The sequence below is a fragment of the Streptococcus sp. HMSC073D05 genome (assembly GCF_001812015.1).
Classification (GTDB): Bacteria; Bacillota; Bacilli; order Lactobacillales; family Streptococcaceae; genus Streptococcus; species Streptococcus parasanguinis_D.
Genome location: NZ_KV807489.1, coordinates 181,424 through 204,529 on the forward strand (window position 1 = coordinate 181,424; position 23,106 = coordinate 204,529).

General features: G+C 43.8%; 21 protein-coding genes and 1 riboswitch. Of the genes, 2 read left to right on the forward strand and 19 right to left on the reverse strand.

Annotated elements, in window-relative coordinates:
* Positions 1 to 48 precede the first annotated feature (48 nt).
* The 11 genes from HMPREF2832_RS04325 to HMPREF2832_RS04375 all read right to left on the reverse strand — a co-directional run bounded on the left by HMPREF2832_RS04325 (position 49) and on the right by HMPREF2832_RS04375 (position 10,807).
* Positions 49 to 1,362 carry an LCP family protein gene (locus HMPREF2832_RS04325; RefSeq protein WP_049490723.1) on the reverse strand — a complete coding sequence of 438 codons (1,314 nt, stop codon included), beginning with the start codon at positions 1,360 to 1,362 and terminating at the stop codon, positions 49 to 51.
* Positions 1,359 to 2,213 carry a prephenate dehydratase gene (pheA, locus tag HMPREF2832_RS04330; RefSeq protein WP_049497293.1) on the reverse strand — a complete coding sequence of 285 codons (855 nt, stop codon included), beginning with the start codon at positions 2,211 to 2,213 and terminating at the stop codon, positions 1,359 to 1,361. Before pheA ends, HMPREF2832_RS04325 begins: the two co-directional genes overlap by 4 nt.
* Positions 2,204 to 2,689 (reverse strand): shikimate kinase, encoded by a 486-nt coding sequence (locus HMPREF2832_RS04335; RefSeq protein ID WP_049497295.1) that lies wholly within the window; start codon positions 2,687 to 2,689, stop codon positions 2,204 to 2,206. Before HMPREF2832_RS04335 ends, pheA begins: the two co-directional genes overlap by 10 nt.
* Complete coding sequence (aroA, locus tag HMPREF2832_RS04340) at positions 2,682 to 3,965, reverse strand: 3-phosphoshikimate 1-carboxyvinyltransferase (protein ID WP_049497297.1); 1,284 nt, start codon at positions 3,963 to 3,965, stop codon at positions 2,682 to 2,684. The genes HMPREF2832_RS04335 and aroA overlap by 8 nt, the downstream gene beginning before the upstream one ends.
* A gap of 172 nt (positions 3,966 to 4,137) precedes the next feature.
* Complete coding sequence (locus HMPREF2832_RS04345) at positions 4,138 to 4,476, reverse strand: YlbF/YmcA family competence regulator (protein WP_003014453.1); 339 nt, start codon at positions 4,474 to 4,476, stop codon at positions 4,138 to 4,140.
* A 100-nt stretch (positions 4,477 to 4,576) separates the two neighbouring features.
* Positions 4,577 to 5,683, reverse strand: coding sequence for a prephenate dehydrogenase (locus HMPREF2832_RS04350; RefSeq protein WP_049497300.1), 1,107 nt, complete (start codon positions 5,681 to 5,683; stop codon positions 4,577 to 4,579).
* 16 nt (positions 5,684 to 5,699) lie between these two features.
* Positions 5,700 to 6,866, reverse strand: a complete 1,167-nt coding sequence (gene aroC, locus HMPREF2832_RS04355) for a chorismate synthase (RefSeq protein ID WP_049497302.1) — start codon at positions 6,864 to 6,866, stop codon at positions 5,700 to 5,702.
* 6 nt (positions 6,867 to 6,872) lie between these two features.
* Positions 6,873 to 7,946 (reverse strand): 3-dehydroquinate synthase, encoded by a 1,074-nt coding sequence (aroB, locus tag HMPREF2832_RS04360; RefSeq protein WP_049497303.1) that lies wholly within the window; start codon positions 7,944 to 7,946, stop codon positions 6,873 to 6,875.
* A gap of 161 nt (positions 7,947 to 8,107) precedes the next feature.
* Positions 8,108 to 8,980, reverse strand: coding sequence for a shikimate dehydrogenase (aroE, locus tag HMPREF2832_RS04365; RefSeq protein WP_049497305.1), 873 nt, complete (start codon positions 8,978 to 8,980; stop codon positions 8,108 to 8,110).
* Entirely contained in the window at positions 8,970 to 9,647 is a 678-nt protein-coding gene (gene aroD / locus HMPREF2832_RS04370) for a type I 3-dehydroquinate dehydratase (RefSeq protein WP_003014374.1), read from the reverse strand. The genes aroE and aroD overlap by 11 nt, the downstream gene beginning before the upstream one ends.
* Positions 9,644 to 10,807, reverse strand: a complete 1,164-nt coding sequence (locus HMPREF2832_RS04375; protein ID WP_049497309.1) for a class I SAM-dependent rRNA methyltransferase — start codon at positions 10,805 to 10,807, stop codon at positions 9,644 to 9,646. Before HMPREF2832_RS04375 ends, aroD begins: the two co-directional genes overlap by 4 nt.
* 230 nt (positions 10,808 to 11,037) lie before the next feature.
* Here HMPREF2832_RS04375 and HMPREF2832_RS04380 point away from each other — a divergent pair, with 230 nt between their 5' ends.
* Entirely contained in the window at positions 11,038 to 13,197 is a 2,160-nt protein-coding gene (locus tag HMPREF2832_RS04380; protein WP_049497311.1) for an LTA synthase family protein, read from the forward strand.
* Positions 13,198 to 13,249: 52 nt separating this feature from the next.
* On the opposite strand, the gene pulA is transcribed toward HMPREF2832_RS04380, so the two are convergent.
* The 4 genes from pulA to HMPREF2832_RS04400 all read right to left on the reverse strand — a co-directional run bounded on the left by pulA (position 13,250) and on the right by HMPREF2832_RS04400 (position 19,163).
* Entirely contained in the window at positions 13,250 to 15,559 is a 2,310-nt protein-coding gene (pulA, locus tag HMPREF2832_RS04385; protein WP_049497313.1) for a type I pullulanase, read from the reverse strand.
* Positions 15,560 to 15,637: 78 nt separating this feature from the next.
* Positions 15,638 to 16,600: a diacylglycerol kinase family lipid kinase gene (locus HMPREF2832_RS04390; RefSeq protein WP_003006748.1), complete on the reverse strand. Its 963-nt coding sequence runs from the start codon at positions 16,598 to 16,600 to the stop codon at positions 15,638 to 15,640.
* Positions 16,601 to 16,609: 9 nt separating this feature from the next.
* Positions 16,610 to 18,568: an NAD-dependent DNA ligase LigA gene (ligA, locus tag HMPREF2832_RS04395; protein ID WP_049497316.1), complete on the reverse strand. Its 1,959-nt coding sequence runs from the start codon at positions 18,566 to 18,568 to the stop codon at positions 16,610 to 16,612.
* A gap of 85 nt (positions 18,569 to 18,653) precedes the next feature.
* Positions 18,654 to 19,163: a QueT transporter family protein gene (locus tag HMPREF2832_RS04400; protein ID WP_003006740.1), complete on the reverse strand. Its 510-nt coding sequence runs from the start codon at positions 19,161 to 19,163 to the stop codon at positions 18,654 to 18,656.
* A riboswitch (PreQ1 riboswitch) is annotated at positions 19,161 to 19,267 on the reverse strand. Its footprint overlaps the gene before it by 3 nt.
* A 28-nt stretch (positions 19,268 to 19,295) precedes the next feature.
* On the opposite strand from HMPREF2832_RS04400, the gene HMPREF2832_RS04405 reads away from it, so the two are divergent.
* Positions 19,296 to 19,739, forward strand: a complete 444-nt coding sequence (locus tag HMPREF2832_RS04405; RefSeq protein ID WP_049497318.1) for a GtrA family protein — start codon at positions 19,296 to 19,298, stop codon at positions 19,737 to 19,739.
* A 24-nt stretch (positions 19,740 to 19,763) separates the two neighbouring features.
* On the opposite strand, the gene HMPREF2832_RS04410 is transcribed toward HMPREF2832_RS04405, so the two are convergent.
* From HMPREF2832_RS04410 to HMPREF2832_RS04425, 4 genes are all read right to left on the reverse strand, one after another.
* Positions 19,764 to 20,471, reverse strand: a complete 708-nt coding sequence (locus tag HMPREF2832_RS04410) for a B3/B4 domain-containing protein (protein WP_014713165.1) — start codon at positions 20,469 to 20,471, stop codon at positions 19,764 to 19,766.
* Entirely contained in the window at positions 20,468 to 20,932 is a 465-nt protein-coding gene (locus HMPREF2832_RS04415) for a MarR family winged helix-turn-helix transcriptional regulator (protein ID WP_049497321.1), read from the reverse strand. The genes HMPREF2832_RS04410 and HMPREF2832_RS04415 overlap by 4 nt, the downstream gene beginning before the upstream one ends.
* Before the next feature lie 250 nt (positions 20,933 to 21,182).
* Positions 21,183 to 22,154, reverse strand: coding sequence for a YihY/virulence factor BrkB family protein (locus HMPREF2832_RS04420; RefSeq protein ID WP_049497323.1), 972 nt, complete (start codon positions 22,152 to 22,154; stop codon positions 21,183 to 21,185).
* Positions 22,155 to 22,237: 83 nt separating this feature from the next.
* Complete coding sequence (locus tag HMPREF2832_RS04425; protein ID WP_003003694.1) at positions 22,238 to 23,098, reverse strand: methionyl aminopeptidase; 861 nt, start codon at positions 23,096 to 23,098, stop codon at positions 22,238 to 22,240.
* Between the last annotated feature and the right edge of the window lie 8 nt (positions 23,099 to 23,106).

The following is a 23,106-nucleotide window of genomic DNA, read 5'->3' on the forward strand; positions in this document are numbered from 1 at the left end:
CTACAAATTAAAAGGGGTGGAGTCCAAAACTCCTATCCCCTTATTATATCATCTCAGTCCCATTTGGTACAATTTCTTTTTATAAGCATCAAAATCGACGAGCAATCCTTGGCCACCGTACATATCGTAGGCATCGACCCAATCCCCATTTTCTGGGATGGTCACTCGTTCAATTCCTTTTCCAGCACTTCCGACTAGTCCAAGTCCATTGGTCAATAAGAAAGAGAAAGGAACATTGGTAGACGTCATGGCAAAGACTTTCCCAAGGGCTTCAGATCCCGTAAAGAGTTTGGTTGGATCCTTGATCTGATGCATGATAGCGGACATGACCTCTTGTTGGCGACGGGTCCGACCAAAGTCTCCTTCATCGTCCTTACGGAAACGCGAGTAATTGAGAAGGGTCCGGCCATCCATCCGTTGTTTTCCAACCTTGATGGTTTGCTGCGGAACAACACCGTCTTTCATGTTCAAATCATCTGGCACTTCTACTTCACTGACTTTTTCGCCATCAACCGTTGAAAACTGCGCATTCATCTCGACCCCATTTGGGAAGAGGGTATCGATTGCTGTCGCAAAGGTCTTGAAATCGACCATGGCGTAATATTGGATGTCAATGTCAAAGTTATCTTTGAGCATCTGACGCACCAATTCAGCCCCTTGGTTGTTATTTTGCTCCCCGATGGTGAAGGCTGTATTGAGCTTCTGGTCGTAGTAGCCATCATATTCAGGAATATTTTGCTGGCTCACTCCATCGATATGGACCAGTGTATCCCGCATGAAGCTGACCATCTTGATCTTACCTTCTTTGTTATTGACATTGACCACCATGATGGAGTCTGTCCGGGTCTCATCTGACTTCTCACCGATCCGACCATCTGTCCCCAAGATCAGGATATTGACCCCATCTCTTGACTTCTTGCCGTTAAATTTCTCGACGACAGCTGGTTTAGCATCTGGACCTGTCGGCTTGCTGTTCAGGCCTTTCACAAACATGAAGACCATGCCACCAATAATGAGCAAGAAAAAGAGAGCAAGCCACTTGAGAATCCGTTTGACGCGGATCTTTTTCCGTGGTTTCTTAGGTATATCGCTCGTCGCAGCAACTGCTTTCTTCTTAGACTTTTTGCTACGTGATTGGTAAACAGGGAGATCCCCAATTGGTTCAGCAATCTCACCTTGCACTTCTTCTGTAGCGTCTACCTCAGGTTGAAGGGCTTCTGCTTCCTCATAAGCTCCTTGGCTCTTCTTGAGCAGGTAATTGTATTCTAGTTGTTCTCGTTCATTCAAATAATGAAAATTTGAGTATAAGTACTCTAATCGCTTTCGCTCGTGGTGAGATAGAAAGTTGGATTCGTTACTCATCTTTTCTCCATTCCGTTATCTTTTAAGGTATAGACCTGATACTGACCCAAGACTTTTGTCTGAATGCCCAAACTGTCTAATTCTTGATAGGCAAATTGTAAAAGATCAGGCGCTTCATTTAGGAGGTCAATAATGAAAAAGTATTCTCCTAAAGCTGTTTTTAGGGGTCGACTTTCAATCTTGGTTAAATTGATCCCCCGCCAAGCAAAGGTAGACAAACCTTTATAGAGGGCTCCTGCCAGGTTACTTGGCAAGGTCAAGGCCAAGCTAACTTTTTGAAGGGCCGGTCTTAAAGTTTCTGAAATTGCGGGCTCTTTGGTCCCTAAAATCCAAAAACGTGTATAATTGTCCTCGATTTCTTGGATGTCTTTGGCCTGGACTTCCAAGCCGTACTCACTGGCCGCTGCCAGAGGGGCAATCGCTGCAATTTCCATGTCTGGATGCTCTGCTACATAGCGGGCTGCATAGGCTGTTGAAGCCGTCATTTCCATGGCCACATCCGGATAATGGGCTCTTAGAAAAGCCTTCCCTTGGGCCAAGGCCTGTGGATGCGAATAGACCGTTCGAATAGGCCGATCTTTTTTAACTACCAAGAGCTGTTGTTTAATGGGATAGACCACTTCTGCAACGGCCTGGATGGTTCCTTGGTGAAAGAGGTAATCAAGGGTCTCATGAACACTGCCTTCAATCGAGTTTTCAACTGGGACGACTGCAAAATCGATCTCTTGATTCTCATAAGCCTTAATGACATCTGTGATCGTCCGATAGGCGATGCGTTCAGAAGTCGGAAAGCTATGAGTGGCCACATCATGGGTAAAAGATCCCTTGGGACCAAGAAAGCCTACAAGCATCGAATGATCTCCGCAATTTCTTCAGGTGTTTTGTCCTCAACATCCACAATATGGGTTGCAATATCCTCATACAAAGGCAAACGACCATCAAAAATCTTCTTGAATTCTTCTTTTGTGTGGTTTAAAAAGAGGGGGCGTTGCATGGCTTTGTCATTTTGAATGCGGCTGTACAAGGTTTCAAAATCTACCCGCAAATAAATGTTGTGAGGATTTTTTTCCAAGAGCGCACGGTTATGAGGATTGACCACAATCCCGCCTCCAGGGGAGATGATGGCCGCTTCGTTTTTCAACAAACGCTCTAGCATTTCAGCCTCGCGATGACGAAAGGCAGCTTCTCCTTCCACTGCGAAATAGTCATTGATCGACATACCGATCTCTTCAACAATTAATTCATCCATATCATGGAACTTTGGATCAAGAATGCGACCAACGGTCGTTTTACCTGTTCCCATAAAACCAAGTAAAATTTTAGCCATGCAGTAAGGTCTCCAAATCTTCAAAATAACTAGGGTAACTGGTGTTGATGGCCTCTGCACGATCCAACACCACATTTCCATCACTCACCAATAAGGCAGCAATGGCAACCATCATCCCAATCCGATGATCTCCAAAGGTCTCCAATTCTGCTCCATGTAGAGGAGTCGGTCCAGTGATGATCATGCCGTCTTCCGTTGGCACGACAGTGGCTCCCATAGCATTGAGGCTATCTGCTACGACCTGGATACGGTCCGTTTCTTTCACACGGAGCTCTTCAGCATCCGCAATCACGGTCTGACCATTTGCTTGTGTCGCTAGTAAAGCAATAATCGGCAATTCATCAATCAAGCGTGGAATCAACTCCCCATCAATTCGAATCCCTTTTAAGGACGAAGTCTTGACAGTGAGACTCGCAGAGACCGCTTTTTCATCGCGATCCTCCATGGTGAGATCTCCCCCCATTTCTTGAATCACATCGAGAATCCCTGTCCGCGTTTGGTTGATGCCAACATTTTCAATCTTGATCACACTATCTGGCAGCATGAGGCCTGCCACTAACCAAAAGGCTGCACTGGAAATATCTCCAGGAACGATGACTTCTTGACCTTGAAACTCTTGTCCACCTTGGATGCGGATGGTTTTTCCATTCACCTGGATCTCTCCACCAAATTGGCGAATCATATCCTCCGTATGGTCACGCGTCTTTTCCTTTTCGATAATCGTCGATTCACCTTCAGCTTGTAGAGCGGCAAAAATGAGAGCAGACTTGACTTGAGCCGATGCCACTGGCAAACGGTAATGAATGGCTTTAAGCTGGTGCGTCCCTTTTTCATGCAAAGGCGGGCAATCGCGATCTCCCTGACCAGAAATCTCTACCCCCATCTGACGCAGTGGGATCGCCACACGATCCATGGGCCGTTTGGAAAGACTGTCGTCTCCGACCATGGTCACTGCAAAATCCTGACCTGCTAAGACACCTGAAATCAAACGAATAGACGTTCCTGAATTGCCCATATCAAGGGGATCGGTCGGAGCTTGAAGACCCTGAAAGCCTACCCCTTGAATCCGAATCACATCCCCATCATCCTGGATAGAGACTCCTAAATCTCGAAACACCTGGATGGTAGAAAGCACATCTTCGCCTCGCAAGATATTATAGACCTTGGTTTCGCCCTTTGCAAGACTTCCAAAAATAATCGATCGGTGACTGATGGATTTGTCACCAGGGACACGAATGGTTCCCTTTAGACCCTTGCTATTGGTTCTTAATTTCATTGCCTTCTCCAGAGTGCTTTTCCACATATTCTATCATAAATAGGACATGAATTCAATTTTTGATCAAAAATTTGGAACAAAAAACGAATGTTTCCAAGCATTTTTTGAGCTTGTTTTCCTCTAGTGGCGAACGAAAATACCAGAGTCGAAATGACAACTCTGGTAGTGGTTCTTATTTGTATAAATCTTGAATCGGCTCAAAGATGATCTTTTCAAGATCTGCAAGATAAATAGACAATTGTTGTTGTTTGGTGAAAAATTCATTCACAATCGGACTTGCTTGGATTTTTTCCATGTAGTCCTTCATTTCTTGTTGCACAGCTTCTGTTGGAAGTTGACCGGATTGCATCAAGCCTTGCAGTTGATTTTGGAAAGCGACGTATTCGTCAAACAGCGTTTTCGCTTCTGGATTTGCTTCGATCGCTTGCTTGCTTTCTACGACAGCCTTATATTCAGGAAGGTCTCGCAGGGTTCGAGAGAGTTCGTTTGCTACATCATAAATATTTGCCATTTTCTAGGCTCCTTTACTGATAAGATACTTCTATTATACTGCTTTTCCTTCAATATTCCTAAAATGAAGCAGGCATTTTGACGCAAATCCTTCTTTAGACCTAGCGAGCAAGGACAGTATAAGACATCGCCTGGCTGATCAATTCTTGGGCCTGTTCCTGATCCTCTGCATTTTTAAAGGTCAGTTGCAAAATCCCGTGGATATCTTCACGATTCTCTTCATTAATGTGAATATTGACCAAGGAAATCCCTTGTAGGAGTTGTAAGATTTCGAGGATCACACCTTCCTTATCAGGGACATCGATAAAGAGATCATAGGCACTATCGCGTCCAGCACGCTGATGGATTTGCATTTCTTTTCGGTGCTTGCGACCTTCTTGGAAAAAGGACCAAATGGCCTCTTCGTTATCTGCTTGAATGGTCTCAGCCACCTGATCCAAACGCTCTTTGAAATCTGCAATCCGCTCTAATATCGCTTGAGGGTTGGACAAGAGGATAGAGGTCCACATGCCTGGCTCACTTTCCGCAATCCGTGTCATATCCCGAAAGCCACCAGCCGCAAAACGACGGGTCATTTCATGCTCTTCCCCATAAGCTACGGCCTGCTCGACCAGAGTCGAGGCTAAAATATGAGGGAAATGGCTGATCTGGGAAGTCACTCGATCGTGTTCCTCGGCATCGATTTCGATAAAGCGGGATCCCAATCCACTCAGAAGCTCTTTCAACTCTTCCATGGCACCCCCTGTCGTCAAGCTGGAAGGGGTAAAAATATAATAGGCATTTTCAAATAAGGTTGCATCTGCTGCTGCAGCACCTGTCTTATGACTACCAGCCATGGGGTGTCCTCCCACAAAGCGTACATCCTTATCTGTAAACACTTTTTCAGCTTGTGCGACAATTTCTGCCTTGGTAGAGCCTGCATCTGTCACCAGTACCCGGTCTTTCAAATGCAAGCTAGCTAAGGTTTCTAAGTAAGACTTGGTTTGCTTGATGGGAAGGGCCAAAATAATGATATCTGCTAAGGGGGCAAAGGCTGCGAAATCATCCGTCACCTGATCCACCATTCCTCTTTCAAGGGCGATGGTTCGAGAGGCTTCACTACGATTGTACCCAAGAACAGTCACGTTTGGGTGGGCTCTCTTAATGCCTAGCGCGAGGGATGCACCAATCAAGCCCAAGCCTGCAATATATACAACTTTCTTCTCCAAAGGAAAACTCTTTCTCTTAAAAATTCTTCGTAAATTCCCGGTGCTTAGCAACGGCTTCTTTCAATTCTTCCAAGTTATCGGATGAGAATTTTTCAAGCACTTCTGTAGCAAGGACTGTTGCGACCACTGCTTCCATTACCACTCCTGCAGCTGGTAGAGCCGTTGGGTCGCTGCGCTCAACTGTTGCCTTATAAGGCTCATGAGTTTCAATATCCACACTCATCAAAGGTTTGTAGAGGGTCGGAATAGGTTTCATGACACCACGAACCAGAATGGGCTCACCATTGGTCATGCCCCCTTCAAAACCACCAAGATTATTGGTGCGACGCGTATAGCCAGTGTCCTGAGACCAGATGATTTCATCCATGACTTGACTACCTTTTAGGCGACCTGCGTCGAACCCAAGACCAAACTCAACTCCCTTAAAGGCATTGATAGAGACCACTCCTTGAGCGATTTTAGCGTCCAATTTCTTGTCCCATTGCACATAGGATCCTAGTCCAACAGGCACACCCCCAACCAAGGTTTCCACAATTCCCCCGATGGTATCGCCATCTTTTTTCACTTGGTCAATGTAAGCCTTAACGGCTTCTTCTTGTTCTGGCACCACGATCGAAACTTCCGACTGACCTGCCTTTTCCTTGATTTCTGAAACGGTTAGATTCTCAGGAATTGCAATCTCGATTCCCCCAAAATTAACAATGTGGCTGGCTACTTCAACGCCGATCTCTTCTAAAATCCGTTTAGCAACTGCACCAACGGCTACACGCATGGTCGTCTCACGGGCAGAAGAACGTTCGAGCGAATTACGAAGATCGTCAAAACGGTATTTGATCCCTCCGACTAGATCGGCATGACCAGGACGTGGCTTGGTGATCTTACGCAGATTTTTCTTTTTCTCTTCGACCGGTGCTACATTCATGATCTCCAGCCATTTTAGGTGATCCAGATTGGTCACATTCAGAGTAATCGGACCTCCCATGGTCAAGCCATGACGAACACCTGATGTGATCTCAACACGGTCACTCTCGATTTTCATCCGAGCACCACGACCATAGCCACCTTGTCGACGTTTGAGCTCTTTATTAATATCCTCTTCAGATAAAGGAAGGCCTGCCGGAACCCCCTCGATGATGGCTGTTAGTCGAGGTCCATGGGACTCTCCTGCTGTTAAATATCTCATACGACCTTATTCCTTTCTTTCTAAAAAGTCCTTCATTTCTTGAAGAGGGATTTGATGAATCGCTGCTTTCCCCAACTCTGGAACAATCACCAATTTCAAGCTGGTCCCACGGGCTTTTTTGTCATGGGTCAAAGCTTGATAAAGGGCTTCTTGATCCCATTGCTCATAGGCCACCGGAAGGCCAAATTTTCGGCACATTTCTTCGATTTTTTGAGTGATTCCCTTTGGCATCAAGCCTTTTTCTTCTGCAACTCGGGAGAGCTGCACCATGCCCATACTGACGGCTTCTCCATGCATAACCTGCCCATAACCAGCTGTTGCTTCAATGGCATGGCCAATGGTATGACCAAAATTGAGATAGAGGCGAATGCCATTGTCCAGCTCGTCTGCCACCACATGGTCACGCTTCACCAGGCAAGAATGAGAAATAATGCTCTCTGCATGCTCTAGAATACTCTCGATAGAACCATCCATGTCTTCCAATTCTTCCCAAAGTTCCGTATCTTGGATGAGACCATACTTGATGACTTCACCCATCCCCTCGATCAATTCACGGTGTCCCAAAGTGCTCAACACTTCAGGATCAATGAACACTCCATCCGGTTGGGCAAAGGTTCCTACCATGTTTTTGGCATAGGCTGTGTTGACTCCAGTCTTACCACCGATAGAGGAATCAACCTGCGCGGTCAAGCTAGTCGGGATCTGAACAAAGGAAATTCCCCGCATATAGGTCGAGGCAGCAAAACCAGCCAAATCACCAACAACGCCGCCCCCAAGAGCGACGATTCCATCACTGCGGGTCATGCCTTGAGTAGCTAGAAAGTCATAAACTTTTGAAACAGTGGTTAGATTCTTACTGGCTTCTCCTTCAAGAAACTCAAAGCGCACCACTTGAAAACCAGCTTTCTCAAGGCTCTTCTCTACGATAGAGGCATATAGCTTAGCCACGCGGTTATCGGAAATAATGGCGACTTTTTTATCGCCCCAAAGAGTACGCAACCAGTCGCCAACTTGGTTGAGACCACCTCTTTCAATCACAATATCATAGGAATGTCCTGGAATAGGTACCGATACGTTCATAGGAATCTCCTTCACGTTTTTCTTTGATTCTATCTTATCATGAAATAAGGTACATGTCTCAAACAAAATGAAAAAGAGACTAGAGCAAGACTGTTTTTTAAAAAATCAGTTCCTGTTCTAATCTCATAAAGCTTTTCAATAGGGAAAGGTAAACCCCTCTCTTAGTCACATACAAATTGGCGATATTCTGTTGTCAAAGCTTTCCATACAGACTCTGTAGGAAATACTTTCCCAGTCATTAATTCAAATGCTGCTTCAGCTTGATAAAAGAGCATTCCCAGCCCATTTACCCTCTGGTTTCCTTGATTCACTGCTAATTGCAGAAAGGGGGTCACTGCCGGATAGTAGGCCATCTCTACGATTAAGGCATGTGGGGGAAAGGTCAATTGACTCGCTATTGGAAGAGACTGACCATCCATTCCAACACCAGTGGCATTTAAGATGAGATCAGCTTGATTAAAAGAGTTTTGAACATCTTCATCTTTCTCAATCGCATACAATTCTATCAAGAAATCAAAGCCTTCTTCAACCAACTGAACTATTGAACGATAATGAACCAATCTTTCCTCTCTCACAAAGACAAGGATACGTTTCACACCTAGATGAATCGCCTGTGCAATAATCGCTAAAGCTGCACCACCTGCACCTAAGAGAACCATTGTTTTTCCCTTAATAGAGAAAGCAGGAGGTAAACTACGAAAGAAACCAATTCCATCCGTATTATAGCCTTTAAGCTTGCCATCACGGTGAACAATGGTATTGACAGAACCGATCTTTCGGGCCATCTCATCCACTTCATCTAGATAAGGAAAGACCTTCTGCTTATAGGGCATGGAGATATTGGCCCCAATCATATCTAACTTACGAATTTGGCTGATGGTGCTTTCTAAGTCTTCTTCAGCAATATCCCAAGCTAGATAAGCAGCATTGGTCGCTGTTAATTCATAAGCTAGATTATGGATGAAAGGAGAAATACTATGACGAATGGGATGGGCAATGACCGCTGCCATCCGAGTATATCCGTCAATCTTCATTTAATAACTCCCGAATTCTTCTCATATTTTCAAGAGGAATTTGACCTGGAGCACTTTCATCTCCGACTCTAGCATAAGACCAAGAAGAGCCTGTCAAATCAGCTGTCAAGCGCGAAATCTTCCCGACCTTGCCCATGGAAATCGTTACATATTCTTGCTCAGGGTTCAGTGTCTTGAAACCACGCGTATAATTCATCAAGTCAAGAACATCTTGTTCATTGTGGGCCATAACGGATACCTTGACTAATTTTGGAGAAAAGCTGGTCAATTCCGATAAGATCTCCATCATATTTTCCGGAGTTTCTTGGAAATTGTGGTAGCTAAGAACAAGATTTGAAAATTCCAACATCTCTTCAAAGACTTCACGGTGACTATAATACTCGAAATCGATATAATCCGGATGATAGATGGATTGAATATCTTTTAGAATCCCAACATATTCTTCATTAGTCAGCTCCATCTCTCCACCTTCAGCTCGAGTCCGCAAGGTGAATAAAATCTCGCGTCCAGCAAATTTCTCAAAAACTGCAGGAGCGACGGTTAAGATCTCGCTTTTTTCTAAAAAGTCTGCACGCCACTCAATAACATCTGCATCCTCGTAACGCGAACTATCTAGTTGTTGCGCCTCTTCTAAGGAGCGAGGCATAATCGAAACAACTAACTTCATACATCCACCCTAATCGTAAATACTTTTAAGTAATTACTACTTTCTTCTTTCTTGTTCCATCGAAAATCTCCCGGAAGTCCGTATTCCGCTACATAGCGATGCTTACGTCCTTGAAATCCCTTTTCGATTTGTTTTTTAAATTTATCTTTGGTCACATTTGCTGCATTGGTACTGAGAATCAAGGTCCCACCTGGATTTAAAATCTCAAGAGCCTCGCTGACCAATCGATGATAATCTTTAGCGACTGAAAAGGTCCGTTTTTTATTCCGCGCAAAGCTAGGCGGATCAACCACGATCACATCATAGCTTAGGTCATGGCGTTTGGCATATTTGTAATAGTCAAAGACATCCATCACGACAAAACGATGAGCATCCAACGCCAAGCCATTTGCCACAAAATGCGCTTCTGATAATTCTCTACTTCTCTTAGCCAGATCGACCGATGTTGTCTCAACTGCTCCACCCATTGCCGCAGCCACAGAGAAGGCCGCCGTATAGGAGAACATATTAAGCAAGGACTTACCAGCAGCGAGCCCCTCAACTAAACTTCCTCGGACTTCATGCTGGTCCAAAAAGATCCCCGTCATCAAGCCATCATTGAGAAAGACTTGGTAAGAGACCCCATTTTCAAGAATCAAAAATTCTTGCGGAGCTTCTTCTCCATAGACATGAGCTGATTCATAGTCCAAGCCTTTAAAGCGAATCTTTTCATAGCCCCCTCGGACTTCTGGAAAAGCTTCTTGAAAGGCCGCTAGAATGGTTCCCTTGATCTGAAATACGAAAGGATTGTACCAAGAAAAAACAACAAACTCACCATACAAGTCAACCGTGAAACCACCAAAACCATCTCCCTCTTGGTTAAAGAGACGAAAGGCCGTCGTCGTTTCATCCGCATAATAAGAACGACGGTATTGCTTGGCTTTGATGAAAAGCTTTTTAAAAAAGTCTTGATCAAAAGCGACCAACTCTTGTGAAACAAACCATCCAATCCCTTTATTTTGTTCAGATAAGTATCCGACTCCTAGGGATTGTCCATCTCCTGAAAGCAATTGAATCGCTTGATCCAAAGCAGGAAGTGACTCAAAATCTTGCTTTTCAAGAAGGGATTGTCCTTGTTTTAATTTTCGAGCTACTTGCCGACTGACTGTGAGTTTTTTCATACCCTCTATTATAGCAAAAGTCTGCAGTTTTCACAAAGAGAGGGTTTATTTACTGGAACTTTTTTTACCATTTTATCCTAGCTCTCATCATTTAGCTTCAAATGATATAAAATGCCGGATCTTTCCTATTTCTTTCCTCTCCTTTACAGTCATTTTTTTCTTTCTCCATAAAAATGTGGTATACTTGTATATGAAAATTTTTAGGAAATAAGACAAGGAAGTAACATTTTGTGAAAAAAATTACGAATTCGATACTCAATTTCATGAGTACCAGACTAGGATTTGTCTTGACCCTTCTGTTGCTCTACTGGTTCAAAACCATGTGGGCCTATTCAGTTGATTTTAATTTAGACATTCAAGGACCCTATCAAATTTTTCTAGCAGTGATCAACCCATTGCCGATCAGTCTGCTCTTCATCGGTCTAGCACTCTATATCAAACGAACCAAGCTCTTTTATAGTTTGGCCTTTGGGATCTACCTTCTCTTATTTATTTGGTTGATTTCCAACTCCATCTATTATCGAGAGTTTACAGACTTCGTAACGGTCAATACCATGTTGGCTTCCAGCAAGGTTTCTGCCGGTCTCGGAGCTGCTGCTTTAGAATTGTTCCGCCCTTGGGATGTGATCTACATTCTAGATTTCCCTATTCTAGCTTTCTTCTTCTTTAAGAAATGGATTCGAATGGACAATCGTCCCTTCAATAAACGAGCTAGTTTTGCGGTTACCTCTTTATCGGCTATGCTCTTTTCGGCCAACCTTTTCCTCGCAGAAATTGACCGACCTGAGCTCTTGACTCGTGGGTTCTCAAACTACTATGTCGTTCGTGCCCTAGGCTTACCAGCCTTTCTGGGTTATAGCGCTAATCAGACCTATGCTGCCAACAAAGAACGTTCCAAAGCCTCCGAAGCAGATTTAAAACCGGTGGAAGAATATATCCAACAGCATTATGCCAAGCCTAATCCTGAGTACTTTGGAATGGCCAAAGGCCGTAATGTTATCTACATTCACTTGGAAAGTTTCCAACAATTCTTGATCGATTACAAGTTGAAAGTAGACGATAAAGAATATGAAGTGACACCTTTCTTAAACTCACTTTACCACTCGAAAGAAACCTTTGCCTTTTCAAATGTTTTTAACCAAGTCAAGGCAGGGAAAACGTCTGATGCTGAGACCATGATTGAAACAGGCCTCTTCGGACTCAACCAAGGCTCCTTTATGGTGAACTATGGTGGAACCAATACCCAACAGGCTGCACCATTTATTCTTTCAAAAAATGGTTACAACTCGAGCGCTGTTTTCCATGGGAATGCTGGAAGTTTCTGGAATCGAAATACCGCCTATAAACAATGGGGCTACAATTACTTCTTTGATGCCAGCTACTTCACCAAACAAAATAGCAGCAATTCCTTCCAGTATGGTCTTAATGACAAATACATGCTCAAGGATTCCATCAAATACCTAGAAAGATTGCAACAGCCTTTCTATACGAAGTTCATTACGGTTTCCAACCACTATCCTTATACGACCAGCCTGTCAGGAGATGATCTTGGCTTTCCTCTAGCTAAGACTCAGGACGAAACCATCAATGGCTACTTTGCGACCGCTAACTACCTAGATTCTTCGATCAAGGCCTTCTTTGATTACCTGAAAGAATCTGGTCTTTACAAAAATTCCATCATCGTTCTCTATGGGGACCACTACGGAATTTCAAACTCCCGCAACCCAGCTCTTGCTCCTCTACTTGGTAAGAACTCTGAAACGTGGTCAAGTTATGACAATGCCATGTTGCAACGCGTACCTTATATGGTAGTTATTCCAGGTATGGATAAGGGTGGCATCATTGATACCTATGGTGGCGAAATTGATATGCTCCCAACCTTGGAACATTTGCTAGGCATTGAATCCAATAAATTCCTCCAAGTTGGTCAAGATATGCTCTCTCCAGAACATGATCAAATCGTCGCCTTCCGCTCCGCTAACTACTTTGTAACTCCAGAGTATACGAGCTATAGTGGCCGGACCTATTACACCAAAACAGGTGAGGAAATCACCAACCCAGACGAAAAAACCAAGGAAGAACTGGATAAGATTAGGGAAGCTGCTAACCTGCAATTGAAGATTAGCGATAGCATCCAGACCGGTGATCTCCTTCGCTTCTTCAAAGGCAATGATCTTGGAAAAGTCAATCCAGAAGATTATTCCTACACCAATTCCTTCAAGGCATTGAAGAAGATTGAAAAGGAAAAAGGTGACAAATCAACCAGCCTTTATAACCAACGTGGCAACCAGTCTACCGTTGATCTCTTCAAGGCACCAACTTATAAAGAATTGCACCCAGAAGATGATAGTTCTTCCTCAACAGAGACCAGTAGCAGTTCTTCTAAATAAAAAGAATCCCTGAGTTTAAAAACTCAGGGATTTTGTGATTTCTTTAAAAAGATTACGCTTTACCTTCATCTAGGACTTCAAAAACAGAAGCTGTTAAATTCTCCACATAGAATGGTCGTTTATGACGACTATTCCCAACCATCAATTTCAATTTATTTGAATTTTGGAGGTAATAAGGAAGTCCGCTGGCGTTGAAGATGACCAAGTACTTCTTGTCTCCTGTAAGTTCAAATATCAGAAGTCCACTACAATCAGTTGCAGATTGGATAAAGACTTGTTGGTAGATTTTATCGTAGCTTTCAAGCCCTAAGACAGGAAGACTTGTCTTCAAGGCGATCAAGCTTCGGATATAGGCAATTGATTCCTTGTTTTGACTGACCAGATCCCAGTTGACCTGATTCACAAAATCTGGAGCATTGTAGGAATTCATGGCCCGTTCACGATCCAAAGGAGTGATTTCTCCATCAGGACCTGTCGCTACCAATTTGGTCCTCATGAACTCTTGACCCAATTGCATAAAGGTCATGCCCTGAAAGAGCAGATTCATAGCCGTAGCCAACTCTGAGCGCTTGACCAATCCTGCTACTTTTTCATTCGGATGAAGGGTCTGAAGCAAGTCATAGAGATTATAATTGTCATGAGCCTCCACATAATTCAAGACCTGATTGGGACTTAAATAATTGCCAAGCTCTGCACTACCTAAAACAGCACGCGCAACGATATACTCTGTTGATTTTCTGCTGACAAAGCCACGTTTGATGGAACCATAAACCTCAGCCCCTTTAATGGCATCGCGCTCCGTATCATTGAAGAATCCAATTCGAGGCAATTGCGCTGCATTGTCCTTCTTAGCCTTGTCTTCTGGTGCGAGACCTGTCCCCATGTCCCAACCTTCTCCGTAAAGGAGAATACGAGGATCCAGAGCATCCATAGCCTCCCGAATAGCATTCATCGTCCTTACATCGTGAATGCCCATCAAATCAAAGCGGAAGCCATCGATCTGGTACTCCTTGACCCAGTGCGTGAGGGAATCAATCATGTACTTGCGGTACATTTCATGCTCACTAGCCGTTTCATTCCCAACACCTGTCCCATTTTGGAAGCGACCATCTGGCTCCATCCGGTAATAATAATCGGGTACTGTATTTTGGAAAGGACCATGCTCGGTCGAGTAGATATGATTGTAGACCACATCCATGACCACAGAAATTCCTGCCTCATGATAAGCCCGGATCATGGTTTTGAGCTCTTTCATGGTTTGTTTCGGATTGGATGGATCCGTCGAAAAGCTAGTTTCTGGTGCAGAATAATTCTGAACGTCATAGCCCCAATTGTAGGTCACACGGCCTTCTTCGTCGTACTGTTTAAAGCGGTCAGAGATCGGTTGCAGTTGCACGACATTGACCCCTAACTGACGGATATAATCAAAGGCAGTTGCATCACCATGGCTATTGACTGTTCCTTCTTGGCAAGCCCCCAGATAGGTCCCACGCAAAGACTCGTCCACACCTGATGTCGGTGACTTGGTCAAATCCCGAAGATGCATCTCATAAATCACTGCTTGACAAGGATTGTCCAAGCGCCAAGGAGTTGCATCGGCGCCTTTTTTAGGACCCCAATCAAACTGACGATCTGCTCTTGAAAGAATGGCAGAGCGCATCCCATCCGCTGTCGTTGCAATGCTATAAGGATCGCGCGTCACTTGAGTATGGTGTTCAAAATGCACACGATATTGATAAGCCATGCCACTTAAATTTCCTAAAAAATCTAAAATCCAAACACCGTGGGTATTTTCTGGGTGGTAGCTAGACTCTTGTTTGCCTCGTGTCATTGGCATGCTCTTCCAAATAGGCGCATCCAAGTCTGTAGATTGATAGAGCAACAATTCAACTTTCTTGGCAGTAGGTGCCCATAGTTTAAAGCAATGCTCCCCTTCTTCCTCACGATGACCAAGCCAGCCTTGATACGCCCATTTAGCATCAAACTCTCTAGGACGCATCGCCATATCGTAGGCATGAGGCTGACGATGGCTGTAGGCATGACTCGTCAAAGCAGCTTGCAAAGAATAATAAACTGTATCGTCTCCATCGAGAATCCACACTTCTCGAACATGCCCTTCTGGTAAGAGTTCGATTTCAAAATCACGGGTCTTGGTGAGCCAATCCCCTTCTTTAACCAGGACATGGCCCCGGTTCAAGGCATCCTCACTCTCGTATACCAGATTTCCCTCTACTCCAAAATAATCCAACTTGGAGAAAGAGACTGATTTTCCTTCTACTTGATCCTGCCACTGCCACATATCATAGGCAAAATAATTTCCTTTTTGCTTATGAAAATGAAGCTTTACATGGTATTGTCGCATAACATTTTCCTATTTCCAATTTAATACCGAAGGAACCATCCGCTTGTAAAACACGTAACGGACTCCAACTATTTGTTTTTATTCTTCAGATGGGTGAACCAAAGCATCGTTGTTGATTTCATCAATATTTGCAAAGAATTCCAAGTGATTATGGAAGACTTCCAATTCAACTGGAGTATCTCCTCCGTATTCCCCATCTAGATTGATGCGGAATGGTTGAGCATTTTTCCCTAACATTTCGATCGTCAACTTCTTGGTCTTGAGATATTCTACATTTTCATCGTGCACATGCTTGCCTCCATTAATGGCCTGAATCATCAAGGACAACATGTTAAAGAGCTTAGCAGTTTTTACGATAATCAAGGTAAAGTTCCCATCATCAAGCTTAGCATCTGGCGCAACACTTTCAAAACCAGCAATCGAGTTGGTAAGAGCCACAAAAATCATAGACGCTGGCCCTTCAAAGACACCATTGTCGTGCTCAATCCGCACCTTACGAGCCTTGTTTCGTGGCAACATTTTAGCAGCTTCTGCCACATAGGCAAAGTAACCCAAGCGAGATTTAACACTACTTGGAACACTGAAGGTCAATTCTGTCATGGTTCCTGCTGCAGCAATGTTGATGAAATACTTACTGCCATAGGCACGACCAATATCCATCTGAATGGTTTGATTCTTTTCGATAATGCGAGCAGCCGCCACAGGATCACCCATCGGGATCTTCAAGGCACGCGCATAGTCATTGGTGGTACCAGTCGGGATAAAGGCCATCTGCGGACGATTTTCCAGACCTGCAACCCCATTGACCACTTCGTTAATCGTACCATCTCCACCAGCGGCAATGATTAAATCAAAGCCTGCCTTAGCGGCTCTTTCTGCTTCATTTTGGGCAGAAAATGGTTCTGGAGTCGTTTGATAAGCGCTAGTTTCATAGCCCACATCTTCGAGTACGTCCAAGACTTCCGCAATATTTTTCTTGATAATTTCTTGCCCAGAGGTCGGATTATAAATTAAACGGGCTTTTTTGATTCGTTCTACCATAAAGATCCTCTATAAACTTTCAAGCCAGGCCTCATCTTCTACCTGGATTCCTAATTCTTGTGCTTTGGTTAACTTGCTACCAGCGTCACTACCTGCAACGACCAAATCTGTTTTTTTGGAAACCGATCCAGTTACCTTAGCGCCCAGACTTTCTAATTTTGCCTTGGCTTCTGAACGCGTGAGTCGCTCTAGCTTCCCAGTCAAAACGACTGTCATTCCTGATAGGGCCGCATCAGCAGCGACTTTTTCACCAAGATAAGCCATATTGACACCAGCTTCTTTGAGCTCTTGCAAGAGACGCTTGGATCCTTCTTGCGCGAAATAACTCTTAAGGCTTTCAGCCACGACCATACCGAGACTATCAATGCTGGCAATCCGTTCTGGATCAGCTGTAGCCAGTTGATCGAGGTCATGGAATTCTTGGAGTAAGATTTGACTGACCTTGCTTCCGACATGGCGGATTCCCAAACCAAAGAGCAACTTTTCAGCTGAATTCTCTTTTGAAGCTTGAATGGCTTCATAGAGTTTTTCAGCCGATTTTTCTTTGAAGCCTTCTAAGGTCAATAGATCCTCTACAGTGAGCCGGTAGATCCCAGCTACATCCTCTACCAACTGAGCCGCGAAGAGTTTCTCTACAACAGCTGGACCCAAGCCTGTGATATTCATAGCATCCCGACTGGCAAAGTGGTTCAATCCTTCCTTAATCTGGGCTGGACAGAGCGGATTGATACAGCGAAGGGCCACCTCATCCTCGAAATGAAGCAACTCACTCTGGCAGCTCGGACAATGAGTTGGAATGGCTAATGCTTGATCAGAGACTCGCTTATCTTTGACAACACGCAAGACCGCAGGAATGATATCACCCGCCTTATAGACAATGACGGTATCATCCTGATGAATGTCTTTTTCAGCAATATAGTCCACATTGTGCAAGGTTGCCCGACTAACAGTGGTTCCTGCTAGCTGGACTGGAGTTAGATTGGCAGTTGGCGTCACAACACCGGTCCGTCCAACCGTCCAATCCACCGATAAGATTTTCGCTTCTTTTTCTTCAGCTGGAAACTTATAGGCGACAGCCCATTTAGGAGCTTTTACGGTAAAGCCTAGTTCTTCTTGAACAGCTAGATCATTGACCTTGATGACAATCCCATCGATATCGTAGGGAAGATCCTCTCGAAGCTGAGCTACCTTTTGGATAAAGTCCCAAATTTGCTCCATATCCTCAGCCAGCACTCGCTCTCGGTTCACAACAAAGCCTAAGCGGGCTAATTTCTCAAGCACGCCTTCCTGACTGCTTTGATCAGTTGGACTCACTTCTTGATACAAGAAGGTCGCGAGATTTCGCTTGGCCACGATTTTCGTATCCAATTGGCGAAGCGTTCCTGCAGCAGCATTCCGCGGATTAGCAAACTCCGGCTCGCCGTTTTCTTGACGGATCTGATTGACCCGATCAAAGGAAGCCCGTGGCATGTAGCACTCGCCTCGCACTGTAATGTTCACTGGCTCTGGTAACACCAAAGGAATGTCCTTGACCCGTTTGAGGTTCTCTGTAATATCCTCACCGACAGAACCATCTCCACGTGTTGCGCCCGTTACAAGGACACCATTTTCATAGGTGAGGGAAATGGACAAGCCATCGATCTTCAGCTCACATACATAGCTGATGGAAGGAAATTCCTTACGGACACGCTGATCAAAGACTTCTAATTCTTCACGCGAAAAAGCATCCTGCAAACTATAAAGGGGATACTGGTGCTGGTATTTGGTAAAGCCTTTTAAAACCACCCCACCTACACGGTGAGTTGGACTCTCTGGTAAGATCTCATCAGGATGAGCGGTTTCTAGTTCCACCAACTCCCGATACAATTGATCATATTCACTATCTGAAACAGATGGAGCATCTTTTGTGTAATACTCGTAAGCATATCGATTGAGTAATTCCACTAATTCTTTCATTCTGGTTTTCATGTTCTTATTTTATCATAAAATCTTAATTTAGCCTTGAATTTACTGCATTCTTAGCATTAAAAAAAGGAGCCAAAGCTCCCTTTTCTTATTTTGTAAAATCGATCCGTTTAGAAAGTTGATTGATCACAATCGCTCCAAAAATCAAGGATGCAAATTCACCCAATCCCATGGTCAACCAGTTATAGAAGAATGGTTGGCCTTGAAGGTAATAAAGTTCCAAGGCAATCGTAAACATGGAGATGGAAAAGAATATCGCAAACAAGAAATGGTCCAAGCGAATAAGGCCGTCAAACAAGAACTTGTTTTTGAATCGACCAAATAGAATGAGTCCAAGTCCTAAGAAGACAAAGGTTGAACCTCCACCGACAAAGACATCGATCCATCCAAAACTAAATAAGTTAGCAATCATACAACCAAGCGTCACCGCAATCAAGTACTTCTTATTGTAAAAAGCTAAGAAATTCATCATTTCCGAAACACGGAATTGATAGCCATAGTAGGCCATAGCGTTGAGAGGTGGGGTAATGGTCAATACGATATAAATCGCAGCAACAATAGCAATTTGTGCCATATCACGAGCAGTTAACTGTTTCATTTATTCTCCTTTAGCGGTTTTCCCACGTGTAATATGCTTGGCGAAAGGATCTTAAGCACCAAGGGTTGAAGGTTTGATTTCTTCAACTTTTCAAGTATAGCATATTTTGAGGTTTTATGGTAGACTGAATTTATGAAAACACTAATTAAAAAATTTTTTGATAATGAGATTTTATCCTATCTCTTTTTTGGAGTTGCCACAACCATTGTTTCCGTCGGAACCCGCCTCTTCATCTATCAAGTGTCTCGTGATGAACGATTAGCGACCGCAATTGGAAACATTGCTGGGATCCTCTTTGCCTTTGCGACCAATGATACCATTGTCTTTAAACAAGAAAGAAAGGGCTGGTTTCAGCGCTTGATCCGATTTGCAATTGCGCGCTCTGGGACCTTTATACTGGACATGGCCTTGACTGAGATTTTTGTCAAGCAGTTCCCAGGAATTATCGGGCAATTTGTCCACAATAACAAGAGCCAGATCAATCTGATTGAAACCCTCTTTGCACAAGTGGCCATTGTGGTCCTCAATTACGTCTTTAGTAAACTCTTTGTCTTTAAAAACAAAAACAAAGCTTGAAACGATTGTTTCAAGCTTTATCTTTTAAACTTCTATACTTGCATGCTCTGCACTTAATTGATAGATGGTGCCTTCAACCCCAAAATAATCCTTGGCTAGATCTTTCAATTCCTGCATGGCTGTTTGGGCTCGTTTGGCCTGCTCTTCGTTGATGGCCTCAATCACCAAAATAGCGTCCTTGGTATCTTCTGTTAACATGGTTCTTTGAGCCTCACGCCAATTCAAACAACGGCAAACAGCTCCTTCTTGGTCGTAGTAGATAATCTCCCCTTCCAAAGCTGGAGCATCTTCTTCAGCACCTAATGGAAAGAAAGGTTCGCCTCCTTTCGCTTGGCCTAGAGAGAGTCCACCCACCAATTTATCCATATCTTCTCCCCCACAAGGAAGGGCATAAGCCATAGAAACACTATTGTAAAGATCCACCAAAGGATTAATCGGATAGAATTCACGTCCCTGGTGAACCCGTTTTAAGAGTGCCTCGATTGAAGATCGGGCTCCTTTTTTTGTTTTAAACTTGCTAAAAGCTTGGCGCCACTCTTGAACGAACTCACTCTGGGTATAGTTTTCTTCATCAATAAATTCCCATGCTCTCTTGGTACCCTTGTCCAACAATTCTTTGAAATAAGGATCCTTGGCTTCATCTACTGTATTATCAATACCATACAAGGACATCACTGTAATTCTAGCTGTTGGAAATAAATCCCAAAATGCTTGATCGACTGTCACTTTCATTGCTTTACCTCACTATAATTTCTTTTTTGACCTTTTTTGACTAGCTCCCAATCCAAGGTGATATTCTCACGAACTCGGATGAGATACTCCTCTAACTGTGCGACTTCTTCTTTGGAAAATCCTTTTAAGGCAGTTTCCTCAGAGTAAAGATGCTCCCCTATAATGAAGGGGTAAATCTGCTTACCTTTTTCAGTTAATTCCCATTCCTTGGTTTTGAGGTTTTTACCCCTTGGGCGCTGTTGAATCATTCCTCGTTCTTCTAGTTTTTTTACGGATCGGGCAACAGTTGAGCGATCTACTTTTAAGAGCTCAGAGAGTTCTTCCTGAATCATTCCAGGTTGCTCGGCAATTCGCACTAGGTAGAGGTATTGACCACGCGCCAGATCCAAATCTCGAAATTCAATATTTGCTATAGAATCCAGTGCTCTCGCAATGATGCCAATCTCACGCAAAATACTCATCTCACTCGTCCTTTCCTATTGACAATAGCATAACATGTTTTTGTTGCAAATGCAACAAAATAGATAATAAAAAAAGAGCTGGGACAAAAGTCCTAGCCTCTCAATTATTTTGGATTATCGAGCAAGACGCAGTGCTTGAGTGGGCTCTACTACGCTGATTTCATCAGCTTTTACAGCCCTACTCAACTGTGCGGAGGCGGGACAAAGAAATCGAATTCTAACGAATTACCGATTTCTGTCCCCCTCTCACTTATTCCGTTTTATCTTTTTTTATCAAGCGTAAGCGACGCTTTAATTTTTGTGAAACTTCTTTATGCCGAAAGGCTACTTCTTCCGTCTTTAATTTAGAGACAATTTCTCCATTACGCGTTTGGAATTTGGCTTCTCTGGCAAATTGGACACTGGCGTTTAAAATACAACCAATAATCATGATTTTAGCTACCAAGATGAACCAGAACATGATGACCGCTAGGACGACCGATCCGAAGAAACGAGCATCTAAGAAATGACTCACATAACGATCCACATATTTCCAAAAGATATTCAAGATCGCATACAGGACAGCAACAACAAAGGTCGCCCCTGGCAATACATATCTAAATTTTGGAATTTTGACATTTGGAAGAGTGTAATAAAGCAAGACCAGACTGACAAAGAGCAAGAGATAGATGGTCGGCTCTGTCAAATTCAGTAAGCGCACATAAATCGTCCGATCAAATGAAAAGGTCCGATAGAGATAGCGAACGATCATTTTCCCAAACATGGAAAGGATCAGCGAAAGTCCAAACAAACCCTGCAAGGCAAAACTGATCAGAAAGCTAAAGAGTCGCCCCCAGATAATACCACGCTCCTTTTCCACCCCATAACTCTTGTTATAGGCTTTTTGGAGGTAGGCAATGCTCTGAGAGAAGATCCACAAAGCAGAAATAATCGAGAAACTCAGTAAGCCTGTCGAAGGCTTGGTCAATACACTCGAAATCATCTGTGCCACTATTCGATATAAGGAGGCTGGCAAAACTTTCTGTAAGCTCAAAAGAATCTGAGTGGGACGAATATGAAAGTAGGGTAAAATATTGGCTGCAATCAGCATCAATGGAAAAATGGAGATCAGCAAATAATAGGCTACAGCAATGCTGGTGATATCAGACTCTGCGCTCTGATAAAACCGCACGAAGCCCTTTATAAATGGCTGTCCCAGTACTTTTTGTAGGACCTTTTTCATTCGTCACCTCCCCATTTTACTAAAAAAGAGCAAAGAGCGAAACCAGACACTTGCCTTCAGCTCCATTCTTTCCTCTCTATTTTTTAGTATGTTCCTTCTTCACCTTGACTAGTCAAGATCACTGGACCATCTTTTGTAATCACAAATTGATGCTCGTATTGACAAGAAAGGCCACCGTCAAGGGTCTTATGGGCCCAACCAGTTTCCATATCTGTATCAATCTCCCAAGTACCGGTATTAATCATTGGCTCAATCGTCAAGACCATCCCTTCTCGTAAGCGAAGACCGCGTCCAGCACGACCATAATGTGGGACCATTGGTTCTTCATGCATGGTAGGCCCGACACCGTGTCCGACCAAATCACGCACCACGCCATAGCCTTTGCTTTCGGCATACTCTTGAATCGCTGCCCCAATATCTCCCAAGCGATTGCCAACGACCGCTTTCTCAATTCCCTTATAGAGACATTCTTTGGTCACGTCCATCAAATCTTTGACTTCTTGCGAAACATTTCCAACCGCATAAGCCCAGCAAGAATCCGCCAAGCCACCACTATAAGACTCAGTATATTTCTTGACTTGCGCTACATTATCAAAATCTAATTTCGATACATCTAGAACAGATTTATCCAGCGGTTCTGACAAGACCATATCTACCTTGAGGAGATCCCCATCTTTCAGGATAACATGACGGGGAAAGGCATGGGCAACCTCATCATTTAAACCGCAACAAGTCGCGTAAGGATAGTCCATGAGACTGCCTTCTACTCCGATTTGAAGTGGTAAGACATTGGCTTCTTTACAGCGACGGCGGACATATTCTTCTACTTCCCAAAGGTCGAGCCCTGGCTTGATCAAGTCACGCAATCCAATATGGATGCTGGCAAGGAAATCTCCTGCACGATCCATGGCTTCAATTTCACGTTGTGATTTTAATGTAATCATTGTCTCCT